Genomic DNA, 12704 nt, shown 5'->3' with positions numbered 1-12704 from the left:
ATTGCCCATGAAAACCGCATCCATCGCCGTCGCCGCCTTCGCAACCCTGCTTTCGGGCGCAGCGCAGGCGCAGTCCAGCGACTGGGACGAGGCGGCCGACAGGGGACATCCTGCGATCTACTGGGATGGCTGGGGCGTCGCGCATATCGATGCGGCAAGTTCCGTCGATGCCGCCTTCGCGCAAGGGTGGGCGCAAGCGCGCGGGCGGCCCGACCAGTTGATCGAGCTACTGGTGCAGGGGCGCGGCACGGCGGCGAGCCTGTGGGGGGAGGATTACGTCCAGTCCGATACCGTGGTCTGGACATCGGGGCTGCCCGATGCGCTCCCCCACCTCATGGCCGCACTCGAGCCGGAGGAACGCGAGCGGATCGACGCCTATGTCGCGGGCATCAATGCCTTCTTCGCCGTCTACCCTCATGCGCTTTCCGCCGAACGCGGACGCGGCCTGCCGGTGACGGCCGAAGACGTGGTCGCCCACGCCAACCGCACGATCTACCTCACTTTCGTTGCGGGCAATGAATTGCGGCGTGCCCAACGGCTTCAACCGTCGCCGGGGGAGGACGATCGCGGGTCGAACGGCTGGGCCATCGCTCCCTCGCGCTCTCAGAACGGGAATGCGATGTTGCTGATGAACCCGCACCTTCCGTGGGACGGCGTATTTACCTGGTTCGAGAGCCATACCCTCGCCGACGGCGAGAACGTCTATGGCGTGGCCCTGCTCGGGCAGCCGCAGGCGACCATCGCCTTCAATCGCCATCTGGGCTGGACCCACACGGTCAACACGCTCGATAATGCCGATACCTACGTGGTCGATCTGACGCCGGACGGCGGATATGTTTTCGACGGGGAAGACCGGGATTTCGAGGTGTCCGGGCACGTGCTCGAGGTGGCGCAGCCCGATGGGAGCATGAAGCAGCGGCAGATCCCGATCCTGCGGACGGTCCACGGCCCCGTCGTCGCCCGCGACGAAACCCACGCCTACGCCCTGCGCGTCGCCGGGCTGAACGACCCCGCATACGCGAACACCTTTGCCCAATACACGCAGATGGCCGAGGCCGACGGACGCGAGGAGTTCGAGGCAGCCCTGTCGCGCCTTCAGAACCCGATGTTCAACACGATCTACGCTGACGATTCGGGCGAGATTCTCTACGTTTCCGGCGGGCTGCATCCGGTTCGCGCATCGGGCGATGCCGCCTACTGGGCGGGCGTCGTTGACGGTGGAACCGCCGCGACCCTGTGGACCGACTACCTGCCCTACGAACGCCTGCTGCGCGTGGTGGATCCGGCGGGCGGCTTCGTCCAGAACTCGAACGAGCCGGGCTTTACCGCCACCTATCCCATCGCGCTCGACCCGGCGGACTATCCGGCGGACTTCGTGCAGCCCGACATGCGCGCGCGGCCCCAGCACGGGTTGCAGATGCTGCTGTCCGACCAGTCGATCTCCTTCGACGAGCTGATCGCCTATGCGCATGACACAAAGCTGACCTTTGCCGACAACGTGCTCGACGATCTGATCGCGGCGGCCCGGCGTGACGGGCGAGCGGAAGCGACACGGGCCGCCGACGTGCTGGGGGCGTGGAACCGGCGCACCGATGCCGACAGCGAGGGGGCGGTTCTGTTCACGCTGTGGGCGCTTTCCGCGCTGCAGTCGGGCCGCTTCGAATACGAGCGCGACTGGACCTTCGCGGACCCGGAAAGCTGGAGCCACGGCATCGCCGACGCCGCCGAACCCGCCGCGGTGGACGCGCTGGTCCGGACCGTGCAGCGCGCCGATGCCGCTGGCGTACCGCTCACGCTGCCCTGGGGGGCGGTGGCGCAGGTCGAGAACGACGAGGGCGATGCATTGCCCACCGATCTTGGCCTGGGTGCGCTGGGCGCGTTCCGTGTCGGGAACTTCGATTTCTCGTCCAGTCCGCTCGCACCCGGTTTCTACGGCGGCACGGGCTGGGTCGCGGCGATCGAATTCGCCGATACGCCCCGCGCGCGGGCGCTGCTTCCCTATGGCAATTTTGAGCATCGGCCCGCGGCGGTCGCGAGCCAGTACGAACTGTATGCCCAAGGCGCGCTGCGCGATGTGAACTTCACGCCCGAGGCGATGCGCAAGGCGGCGGTCTATGGCGAGGTGCTGGATAGCGAGTAGCCGCTACTCCACGTCCTCCACCTCGACCGTCTCGCCCGTCACCCGCTGCGCGAGGGCGGCGGCGATGAAGTCGTCGATCTCCCCATCAAGAACGTCACCGGGCGCGGTCGAGGTCGTTCCGGTGCGCAAATCCTTCACCATCTGGTACGGCTGGAGGACATAGCTGCGGATCTGGTGGCCCCATCCGATCTCCGTCTTTTCCTGATATTCGCCCGCAGCCGCCGCCTCGCGCTCGGCCATCTCGCGTTCGAACAGGCGGGCCTTGAGCATGTTCATCGCGGTCGCCCGGTTCTTGTGCTGGCTGCGGTCGTTCTGGCTGGCGACGACGATCCCGGTGGGCTGGTGGGTGATGCGGACGGCGGAATCGGTGGTGTTGACGTGCTGGCCACCGGCGCCCGACGCCCGGTAGGTATCGATCTTCAGATCGCCTTCGTTGATCTCGATATTGATGTCGTCGTCGATCACCGGATAGACCCAGACGCTCGAGAACGAGGTGTGCCGCCGCGCCGAACTGTCATAGGGGCTGATCCGCACCAGGCGATGCACGCCGCTCTCGGTCTTGGCATAGCCATAGGCGTTCTCGCCCTTGATGAGCAGGGTGGCGGACTTGATGCCCGCCGCCTCGCCCGCCTGGTATTCGACCGTCTCGACCTTGAAACCGCGCCGTTCGGCCCAGCGCGCATACATGCGCAGCAGCATCTCGGCCCAGTCCTGGCTTTCCGTGCCGCCCGCCCCGGCATGGATCTCGAGATAGGTGTCGTTGGCGTCCGCCTCCCCCGACAGGAGCGCATTCACCTTGTCGCGGTCCGCCCGCACGGCCAGCGCCTCGAGGCTGGAGAGACCTTCGGCGACGACCTCGTCATCGCCCTCGGCCTCGCCCATTTCGACGAATTCGGTGGCGTCGGCCATCTCGCCGGAAATCTCGTTGACCGTGCCGATCGCGTCCTTGAGCTGCTTGTGCTCGCGGGTGATCGCCTGCGCCTGCTTTGGATCGTTCCACAGGTCGGGATCCTGAACACGCGCCTCCAGCTCGTCGAGCCGGCGCAGCGCGTGCTCCCAGTCGAGCGAACGCCTGACCAGCGCGAGCGCCGCCTCGATACGGTCGATATGGGCCTGCCCCTCGGCACGCATGGGTAGTTCTCCAGATTGGTTCGGTGCGCGCCTAGCGCAGCGCGGCACGCGGTGAAAGTGCCGGCGGCGTCAGTAGACCCCGCCCTGCTCGGCCACGAAATCCTCGGGCGGGCTTTCGCTCTGTGCCTGCTCGCGCCGGGGCGCGGAGCGGGCCGGCCCGCGGGCGCGGCGGCGGAGCTGCGCCATGATCGTCTCGCGCATGGCGTCGATCTCGTCGGAGCGCTGGCTGCGGCGCGGTTCGGTGTCGGGCTTGAACGCCTCCCAGATGATCGCGGCGGTGGGTTCGTTGGTCGGCCAGCCGTCGAGCACCCGGCGGCCCGAACGGCGGTCGATCCGCACCATGCGCACACCTTCTGGTGCGAGGAACGGCCGCCCGCTCCAGTGGTCGCGGGTCTCTTCGACGAACTGCTTGAAGATCGGCGCGGCGGTGTTGCCGCCCTGGATGTAACCGCCCATGTTGCGCGGCTGGTCGAACCCGACATAGGTGCCGGCCACCAGGTCTGGCGATCCGCCCACGAACCAGGCGTTGGTCGGGCCGGAACTGGTTCCCGTCTTGCCGAACAGCGGCAGGCCGAGCGGGCGAAGGCGCACCGCCGTGCCACGCTGGACCACGCCTTCGAGCATGTGAACCGTCTGGTAGGCGGTCCGCGCGTCCATCACCTGGCGGCCCTGCCGGCCGAAGCGCGGCATCGGCTGGCCATCCCACTCGTCCATGTTGCACCCCTCGCAATCGCGCTTGTCGGCGCGGTAGATCACGTTGCCGTCGCGATCCTGCACGTAGTCGATCAGCGTGGGAGTGTTGAGCTTGCCCTGGTTCACCAGCATCGAATAGGCGTTCACCATGCGCAGCACCGTCGTGTCGCCCGCACCCAGCGCATAGGCGGGATAGGGTTCGTAGGTTCCCTTGTCGACGATGCCGACGTTCTCGAACGTGCGGATGACGTTTTCCATCCCCGCATCCATCGCGATGTGGACTGTCATCAGGTTCTTCGACTGTTCGAGGCCGTAGCGCATCGGGTATTCGCCGCCCCCGCGCGATCCGCCGAAATTGGTGAAGCACTTCTCCCCCAGATTGGCACCCTGATAGTAGCAATACTGGCGGTCGGGCACGAGCGTCGCGGGCGTCATCCCGTTGTCCAGACCGGTAGCGTAGACGAACGGCTTGATGGTGGAGCCGGGCTGCCGCTTCGCCTGCGTCGCGCGGTTGAAATCGCCGAGCCGCGAATCGAAGCCCCCCTGCATCGCCATCACCCTGCCACGCTGCGGGTTCATGGCGACGAAGCCGCCGGAAACCTCGGGCACGGTACGCGTGCGCCAGCCATTGCCGCTGGGGGAAACGGCGATCACGTCGCCGACCTTCAGCGCGTCGGGGATGACGGAGAGCGGGCCTTCGTCGCCGTTGGCGAAGCCGACCGTGGCGTTGTCTCCGCCTCGTGCCGTCACCACGGCGATGCGCCAGTCCTTGTAGCTTATCGACAGATAGGAACTGGCGAGCTGCTGCTTGAGATCGCCATTGTCCGGGTTGATGTTGGCGATCGGTTCTTTCCACCCGCGATTGCCCTGATAGCGAAGCAGGGCGTCGCGCAGGGAATCGCGGGCCGCATCCTGCAATTCGGTGTCGAGCGAGGTGCGCACCCACAATCCGCCCGCATAGACCGAATTGCGCCCATCCTCGGATTCCTCGCCGAACTGGTCGATGAGCTGGCGGCGCACTTCCTCGAGGAAATAGCCCGCATCCGCGCTGCGCTCTTCCCGCCTGCCTTCCACGATACCGAGCGGGGCGGCCTGCGCCGCGTCGCGCTGCGCCGCCGTGATATGGCCATTCTCTTCCATCTGGCCGAGAACGATGTTCCGGCGCACGAGGGCCTGGTCGTAATGGGCTTGCCGGCTGTATGTCTCGGGCGCCTTGGGCAGGATGGCAAGATAGGCCATTTCCTGAAGATCGAGGTCGCCCACATCCTTGTCGAAATAGGCCCGCGCCGCCGCCTGCACGCCGAAGGAGCGGCGGCCCAGCGGAATCTCGTTGAGGTAGAGCGTGATGATCTGGCGTTTCGACAGCACATCCTCGATGCGCGTGGCGAGGATCATCTCCTTCAGCTTGCGCGTCACCGAATATTCGTTGCCGACCAGCAGGTTCTTGGCGACCTGCTGGGTGATGGTGGAACCGCCCACCGCGCGCTGGCCCGAACCGATCTTGGTGACGTAGTCGAACACCGCGTTGACGAAGCCGGTCGCGTCGATGCCGCCGTGGCTCCAGAACGTCTCGTCCTCCGCCGAGGTGTAGGCGTTGACTAGCTGGGGCGGCAGATCCTTGTACTGCAAGGCCACGCGCCGCTCGCGCTCGTAGCGATGGACGATCTCGCCGTCGATCCCGCGCACGACGGAAGGCAGGTTCGGCTCGTAATCGAGCAGCGTTTCGGCGTCGGGCAGATCCTTCGCCAGCCAGGTCCATCCCGCGAGGAACGCGATGATGCCGGCGAAGATCAGCCAGAAGGCGCGGCGGAACCACTTGTGCCCCTGCCACAGCGCGCGCCACCGCTCCCCCATGACGGAGGTCGCGTCTCTCGTGCGGCGCATCACGCCGCCGCGGGCCGGTGTATCGTCCAAATCGCTCATAGGTGTGGCAGGTGCCTTACATGCCATATCTGTCTGGCGCTACAATGAATGCGCCCGATCATCTGGCCCTCAGCCGCCGGCGGCGCGGCGGGCGAAGAAGATGCGAATGGCCCTGGCCATCACCTGCGCGAAGGCTTCGCGGCCCTGCGGGGAGGCGAGCGCCCTCGCTTCCTCTGCATTGGTGACGAAACCCGCCTCGAACAGCACGGAAGGAACGTCGGGCGCGCGCAGCACGGCAAGCGCGGCGGAACGGCGCGCCTGCGGATGAAACTGCAGCGCACCCTCGCCCTCCCGCTCGATCAGCGCGGCGAACCCGGCGGAATTTTCCGAGGTGCGGCGCTGCGACAATTCGACGAGGATGGCGTTGACCGCCTCGCCCCGCCCCGACAGATCGAGGCCGTTGACGATGTCCGCCTCGTTCTCCCGTTCGGCGAAGCGGGCGGCGGCCTCGCTCGATGCCGTGTCGGACAAGGTGTAGATGCTCGCCCCCTGTACCCCGTCGAGATCGCCGGCGGAATCGGCGTGGATCGAGAGGAACAGGTCGGCGCCGAGCTGGCGGGCGATGTCGACGCGCTCGCTCAGCACCACGAAGCTGTCGTCCTCGCGCGTCATCGCCACCCGTATGCCGCCATCGGCCAGCAATTCGTCGCGCAGCGCCCTGGCAAGCCCGAGCACGATGGTCTTCTCGCGCGTGCCCTCGCCCACGGCGCCCGGATCGGGGCCGCCGTGCCCGGCATCGATCACCACCAGCGGGCGCGAGGGATCGTCGGGTCCGGCGATGTCCGGCAGACCGATCGCCTCGCTATCACCATCGAGCGGAATGCGAATGACGTAATCGCGCCCCAGCAGCGGCACGGGGATCGCCGCGCCGACGGCGTAGAGCGCCGAGACCAGCAGCACCGGGAAGAGGAACAACAATCCGATCTGAACGCGATCAGACACCGCGAACTCCTGCAAGGGCGCATCCCGGCCCGCGCGAACGCGCGGCGCTGGCGGAGCGTCATGGTGAAGGATAATTTACCCGGTTGCGCAACAAGGTTGCCGAGACTTTCCCCAAATGCTAGCTGATGCGCCGTCGACGCAGTTCGCGTTCAGACGGCACGCTGCCGGCTCTCGTTGCCGGTCGCGGTGTCCATACGTACAGGTTGATGCCGTAATGCAAAGCACAAGCCAGCCAGCCGAAACGCACCTTGCGGGGCGCGTATGGGGCGCCGGGCTTGACGCGCAGAAGGAAACCCTGCGCCCTTTCATCGCGACAGACACGTTTCGCTCACCCGCCAGCATTGCCGTAGCAGCGGCCGATGGCGGGGCGATCATTCCCTCCCGGCGCGAAAGCGCGGGGTTTCACACATATCGGCAGTCCGCTCCGCCCGGCGACCCCGCAAGGTCAGCCGCACGGTGGCGTGCTGCCCGGAGAACAATCAATGGCAACGCGCATGCTCATCGATGCGCGCCACCCGGAAGAAACGCGGGTGGCGGTGCTCAAGGGAAACCGGATTGAGGAATTCGATTTCGAATCTGCCGATCACAAGCAGATCAAGGGCAATATCTATCTAGCCAAGGTCACTCGCGTCGAACCGTCGCTGCAGGCGGCGTTCGTGGATTTCGGCGGCAACCGTCACGGCTTCCTCGCCTTCAGCGAGATTCACCCCGACTATTATCAGATTCCGGCTTCCGACCGGCAGGCGCTGCTGGCCGAGGAACAGGCCGCCGCCGAAGAAGAGGCGGCGCTTCGCAACGAGGAGGACGAGGACGAGGACGGTCTCGATCCGCTCGATGGCGACGACGATGACGACGAGGCCGGCGTCGAGGAAATCGACACGTCGGAGAAGAAGGATGTCGCCACCATCGAGGACGGCCATGTCGATGGCTCCTCCGAGGACGACGAGGACGACGACGACGACGAAGACGACGACAGCGATTCCGATTCCGAACCGGGCAGGTCCGGTGGTCGCGGCAAGGGTCGCGGACGCGGGCGCCGACAGGGCGGTCGCAACCAGAAGAAGGGCGGCGGATCGCGCGCCAAGGAAATGGACGAGGTGCGCGCCAAGCGCCAGGCGCTGCGGCGTCGCTACAAGATACAGGACGTCATCCAGCGCCGCCAGGTGTTGCTCGTCCAGGTCGTGAAGGAGGAGCGCGGCAACAAGGGCGCCGCGCTCACCACCTATCTCAGCCTCGCGGGCCGCTACTGCGTGCTGATGCCCAATTCCAGCCACGGCGGCGGCATTTCGCGCAAGATTTCCAGCGGATCGGACCGCAAGCGGCTCAAGCAGATCGTCAGCGACCTGTCTCTGCCCAGGACGATGGGCCTGATCGTGCGGACCGCCGGCCTGTCGCGCAACAAGGCGGAGATCAAGCGCGACTTCGACTACCTCGCGCGCCTGTGGGACGAGATCCGCGAACGGACGCTGAAATCGAGCGCTCCCAGCGTCATTCATTCCGATTCCGACCTCATCAAGCGCGCCATCCGCGACATCTACAATCGCGAGATCGAGGAGGTCATCGTCGAGGGCGAGGAAGGCTACAAGGCGGCCAAGCAGTTCATGAAGCTGCTGATGCCGAGCCACGCCCGCCGCGTGAAGGCGTATAACGACCCGGTGCCGCTGTTCCAGCGCTACGGCGCGGAGGACCAGCTTTCGGCCATGTACGAGCCGGTCGTGCAGCTGAAATCGGGTGGCTACCTGGTCATCAACCCGACCGAGGCGCTGGTGTCGATCGACATCAACTCCGGCCGTTCCACCAAGGAGCACGGGATCGAGCAGACCGCGCTTCACACCAATCTGGAAGCCGCCAAGGAAATCGCCCGGCAACTGCGCCTGCGCGACATGGCGGGCCTGGTGGTGATCGACTTCATCGACATGGAGCACAACTCCAATACCCGCAAGGTCGAGCGGTGCATGAAGGACGCGCTGAAGAACGACCGCGCGCGTATCCAGGTGGGCCGGATCTCCGGTTTCGGCCTGATGGAGATGAGCCGCCAGCGTCTGCGCACCGGGGTGCTGGAAGCCTCCACCCGCGAATGTCCGCATTGCGACGGCACGGGCCTGGTGCGCACGGCGTCGAGCGCGGGCCTGTCCGCGCTGCGCCAGATCGAGGACGAGGCGGCCAAGGGCAAGGGCACGACGATCACGCTCTACGCCTCGACCGAGGCGGCGGTGTATCTGCTCAACACCAAGCGCGCGGACCTTGCCGAGATCGAGCAGCGCTATGGCGTGACGGTGGAGGTCCAGCCCGAGGGTGAGGACGAGGGCGCCAAGATGCGCGTCACCTCCTCCGGTCCCAAGCCCGCCCAGGCGCCCCGGTTCGATCCGATCGTCGACGACGAGGACGGTGACGAGGATGGGGACGACACCGAAGACGAGGAAACCTCGGACAGCCAAGACGATGACGGCGACAACGAGGGCGGTTCCCGCCGCAAGCGCCGTCGCCGGCGCGGCGGTCGTGGTCGCAACCGGAACCGTCAGCAGGACGACGATGCGGACGAGAACGACGGGCCGGACACCGATGCGCCCGACGAGAGCGGCGAGCAGGACGAGGATGACGAGGACAAGCCCAAGCGGCGTCGCGGTCGCCGCGGCGGGCGCGGACGGGGACGCAAGCGTTCCGACGCGGATCAGCAGTCGGACGAGGCCGGCGATTCGCAAACCGATGCCAGCGACGACGGTGAGAGCGACGAAGGCCATGGCGACGCCGAGGAGGCGAAGGAGGCGAAGGAGACGAAGGCGGACAAGCCCAAGGCCCGGCGCTCGCGTGCCCGCAAGAAGGTCGCTTCCGACGACGACGCAGTGACGCACGAGGCCGAGGTCTCCGAAGCCGAAGCCGAACCCGAACCCGCGCAGGAGGAGAAGCCCAAGCGCCGCGGCCGCGCTCGCAAGAAGTCCGACGCCGACACCGCCGCCGCCGACAAGTCCGGGGACGACCAGGCCGAAGGCGCTGCCGACGAGCAGGCGAGCGAGGAAAAGCCGACCGAGAAGCCCAGACGCAAGCCCCGCAAGAAGGCCGAACCCAAGGCATCGGCGCCGGAGACGGAAACCGATGCGCCATCCGGTTCCCGCCATCCGGCGCCGGCGGCCAATGATGCGAACGCCGCCGCGGGGGCTTCCGCCGACGATGGTGCAGGCGAGGGTGACGGCTCGGCGCGTCGCGGCTGGTGGCAGCGCACCTTCGGCAACTGATGTCTGCACCCGCGAAAGCGGTTCCGATGGCCGATGGCGCGCAGACCCCCGCCCGCTTGCCGCCCTGCGCCGTACTGGTGCTGGCCGGCACGCGGCCGGGCGGGGATCCGTTGCTGAAAGGTTCGCCGGTCCCGACCAAGGCCCTGTTGCCGATAGCGGGCAAGCCGATGCTGACGCATGTGCTGCGCGCCGTTCTGGCGGCGCAGGGCCTCGGCCCGGTCACCGTCGCGGCGCAGGATATTGCCGCGCTGCGTTCCGACCCGGCGATCAACTGCCTGGCCGCCCGGGTCGAGTGGCGCAGTTCGAGCGACAGCCTCGCTGCGACCGTGGCGCAGGCGGTGCGCGATGCCGAAGGACCGTTGCTGGTGACGACCGCAGACAACGTCCTGCTGACGTCCGATATCCTGGGCGAGTTCCTGGACGGTGCCGGCGATGCCGATCTCGCCGTCGGCGCAGTCGAACGCTCCGCCCTGGCGCGTGCGGGGATCGGCGCGCAGCGGACGTGGCTCAAGTTCCGGGGTGGCGCGTGGTCGGGGGCCAACCTGTTCCTGCTCGGCGGCCGGCATACCCTGCCGCTGATCGAGGAATGGGGCCGGGTCGAGCAGCAGCGCAAGAAGGGGCGAGCCGTCATCGGCCTGTTCGGTCCCGCTCTGCTGGTCGGGGCCGGCCTGCGCCTCCTCTCGATCCACGATTTCGCCACGCGCGCCGGGCGCCGCTTCGGACTGGGGGCGAAGGTCGTGCCCTTGTCCCGCGCGGAAGCCTGCATCGATGCGGACAAGCCGGACGACATCGTGCTGATCGAAAAGATCATGATGCGCCGCGCCCAGGCGAGGGAGTGATGGCGCGCGCGCTGTTCCTGTTCAATCACGACGCACAGCACCAGATCGCCCACCTCGCCGACGTCGCCGGCGCCACCGCGCGCCTGTATCCGCAGATCGAGACGCTGATCGCCTGCGGAACCCCCGAGGCCCGTGCCGCGGTGGAACGCCATCTGGGCGCTGCGAGCGCCCGCTTGCGCTGGGAAATGCTCGACCTGCCGGGATGGGCGCGGCTGATCGCGGCACCGCTCGACCGGATCATGCCCGCCAGTCGCGTTCTGCGCCTGCGCGCCCACGCCGACCTGTTCGAAAGCGTCGCCATCGTCGTTTCGACCGAGCGCACCTGTCTCAAGGTGAAGAAGCATCTGTCGCCCCGGCACACCCCGCTCTTCGCCAAGATCCCGCACGGCGCGGGCGATCGCAGCGTCGCCGCGCATCCCGATTACCGCCGCTTCGACCTGTCGCTGGTGGCGGGGCCGAAGGTGGTGGACCAGCTCACCGAAATCGGCGTGCCGAAAGAGCGCATCAAGGTAATCGGGTATCCCAAGTTCGACGGGATCGACCTGTCGGCAAGGCCGCGCCTGTTCGACAACGATCGCCCGACCGTCGTCTATAACCCGCATTTCGATCCGCATCTGTCGAGCTGGTACGCCTGCGGACCCGATCTGCTGCGCTGGTTCGCCAGCGACGCGGGGCAGCGCTTCAACTGCGTATTCGCTCCGCACGTCATGCTGTTCCGCAAGGAATTGCACGTCTCCCCCGAATATCGCGAGGCGAAGCGGCGACCCGGTATTCCGGCGGAGGCCCGTGCGGCGTCCAACATCCTGATCGATACCGACAGTCCGGCGCTGTTCGACATGACATACACGCTTGGCGCGGATGCCTATGTCGGGGACGTGTCGAGCCAGGTCTACGAATTTCTGGCCCGGCCCCGCCCCTGCTTCTTCCTCGATTGCCGGGACGCACCGAAACCGGGGGACGAGGGGCGCCACCTGTTCTGGGAGACAGGACCGGTCGCGCGTTCGGTCGACGAATTGGTCGCGGCGCTGCCCCGGATGAAGGATGTCGGCGCGCGGTACCGGGCGCGGCAGGAAGAGCTGTTCGCTTACACGATCGACCTCGCCGACCGGCCATCGGCCGAACGCGCGGCGGACGTCATCGCAGAGGCGGTCAGCAGCTGAAATCCACCGCGCGCCACCCGCGCGCTTCGGCCCGCCTCCCCTGCGCCCCTTTCGCGGTGACGAACCACGCCTCGTCCGCCCAGTCGAGCAATGGAGCATCGGCGAAGCTGTCGCTGACCGCGCGGACATGGACTTCGGTTCGCGAAAGGCCCTGTTCTGCAAGCCACGCCCGCACCCTGCGCAGCTTTTCCGCGCCGTAGCAATTGCCACCGGGTATGCCCTGCCCGTCCCAGCGGGTCGCGATGACGTCCTCCAGACCAAGGCGGGCCGCGATTCCCCGCGCGTAGAAATCGAAGGCCGCCGTCGCGACGATCACCCGCGCGCCGCCTGCCAGGTCGCTCTCGACCTCGCGTATCGCAAGCGGATGAAACGCGCGCGTGGCCGCGAACTCCCGGCCGATCCGGCGCAAGTCCTCTTTCGAGACTGTCCCCGTCATCAGCCGCATTCCGCGGCGCTTCAAGGTCGTGCGATCCATCAGGCCGGCGCGGTAGGCGATCATCAGTGCGAACCATGCCGGCGATAGCAGCACGCGCCAGGGCGCGATGCGGCGCGCGGCGAAGTGCAGAAAGGGGGTGAAGGTCGGTGCGGCGGTCAATGTGCGGTCGAGATCATAGACCGCGATCCGCCGGTGGATATCGGACAT

8 protein-coding genes are annotated in these 12704 nt (G+C 67.2%); 4 read left to right on the top strand and 4 right to left on the bottom strand.

Going from position 1 to position 12704, the window contains the following annotated elements; translation table 11 throughout:
• Positions 1-7 precede the first annotated feature (7 nt).
• On the top strand, positions 8-2140 hold the full coding sequence (locus EG799_RS00120; protein ID WP_123877379.1) for a penicillin acylase family protein: 2133 nt from the start codon (positions 8-10) through the stop codon (positions 2138-2140).
• Positions 2141-2143: 3 nt separating this feature from the next.
• On the opposite strand, the gene prfB is transcribed toward EG799_RS00120, so the two are convergent.
• The 3 genes from prfB to EG799_RS00105 all read right to left on the bottom strand — a co-directional run bounded on the left by prfB (position 2144) and on the right by EG799_RS00105 (position 6829).
• Positions 2144-3271: a peptide chain release factor 2 gene (gene prfB, locus EG799_RS00115; protein ID WP_123877376.1), complete on the bottom strand. Its 1128-nt coding sequence runs from the start codon at positions 3269-3271 to the stop codon at positions 2144-2146.
• A 69-nt stretch (positions 3272-3340) separates the two neighbouring features.
• Positions 3341-5887, bottom strand: a complete 2547-nt coding sequence (locus tag EG799_RS00110) for a penicillin-binding protein 1A (RefSeq protein WP_234028942.1) — start codon at positions 5885-5887, stop codon at positions 3341-3343.
• A gap of 69 nt (positions 5888-5956) precedes the next feature.
• Positions 5957-6829, bottom strand: coding sequence for an N-acetylmuramoyl-L-alanine amidase family protein (locus tag EG799_RS00105; protein WP_123877373.1), 873 nt, complete (start codon positions 6827-6829; stop codon positions 5957-5959).
• 482 nt (positions 6830-7311) lie between these two features.
• On the opposite strand from EG799_RS00105, the gene EG799_RS00100 reads away from it, so the two are divergent.
• Genes EG799_RS00100 through EG799_RS00090 form a run of 3 tightly spaced genes read left to right on the top strand, consistent with a single transcriptional unit; the run spans position 7312 to position 12061 of the window.
• On the top strand, positions 7312-10062 hold the full coding sequence (locus tag EG799_RS00100) for an Rne/Rng family ribonuclease (RefSeq protein WP_123877370.1): 2751 nt from the start codon (positions 7312-7314) through the stop codon (positions 10060-10062).
• Complete coding sequence (locus EG799_RS00095) at positions 10062-10901, top strand: NTP transferase domain-containing protein (protein WP_234028941.1); 840 nt, start codon at positions 10062-10064, stop codon at positions 10899-10901. Before EG799_RS00100 ends, EG799_RS00095 begins: the two co-directional genes overlap by 1 nt.
• Entirely contained in the window at positions 10901-12061 is a 1161-nt protein-coding gene (locus tag EG799_RS00090; RefSeq protein WP_123877367.1) for a hypothetical protein, read from the top strand. The genes EG799_RS00095 and EG799_RS00090 overlap by 1 nt, the downstream gene beginning before the upstream one ends.
• Here EG799_RS00090 and EG799_RS00085 read toward each other — a convergent pair.
• The gene (locus EG799_RS00085) at positions 12051-12704 is read right to left on the bottom strand and encodes an HAD family hydrolase (RefSeq protein ID WP_123877364.1); all 654 of its coding nucleotides are present in this window, start codon (positions 12702-12704) and stop codon (positions 12051-12053) included. The genes EG799_RS00090 and EG799_RS00085 overlap by 11 nt on opposite strands.

Origin of the sequence: Aurantiacibacter spongiae (assembly GCF_003815535.1) — a bacterium.
GTDB classification, from domain to species: Bacteria; Pseudomonadota; Alphaproteobacteria; order Sphingomonadales; family Sphingomonadaceae; genus Alteraurantiacibacter; species Alteraurantiacibacter spongiae.
The sequence above is the reverse complement of the archived record's forward strand: the minus strand, read 5'-3'. Positions and strand labels throughout refer to the sequence as shown.

Bases quoted from the DNA above. Each gene is read 5' to 3' on its own strand.
- EG799_RS00120 (WP_123877379.1), top strand. From the start codon at position 8: ATGAAAACCGCATCCATCGCCGTCGCCGCCTTCGCAACCCTGCTTTCG.
- prfB (WP_123877376.1), bottom strand. From the start codon at position 3,271: ATGCGTGCCGAGGGGCAGGCCCATATCGACCGTATCGAGGCGGCGCTC.
- EG799_RS00110 (WP_234028942.1), bottom strand. From the start codon at position 5,887: ATGAGCGATTTGGACGATACACCGGCCCGCGGCGGCGTGATGCGCCGC.
- EG799_RS00100 (WP_123877370.1), top strand. From the start codon at position 7,312: ATGGCAACGCGCATGCTCATCGATGCGCGCCACCCGGAAGAAACGCGG.
- EG799_RS00095 (WP_234028941.1), top strand. From the start codon at position 10,062: ATGTCTGCACCCGCGAAAGCGGTTCCGATGGCCGATGGCGCGCAGACC.
- EG799_RS00090 (WP_123877367.1), top strand. From the start codon at position 10,901: ATGGCGCGCGCGCTGTTCCTGTTCAATCACGACGCACAGCACCAGATC.
- EG799_RS00085 (WP_123877364.1), bottom strand. From the start codon at position 12,704: ATGTCCGATATCCACCGGCGGATCGCGGTCTATGATCTCGACCGCACA.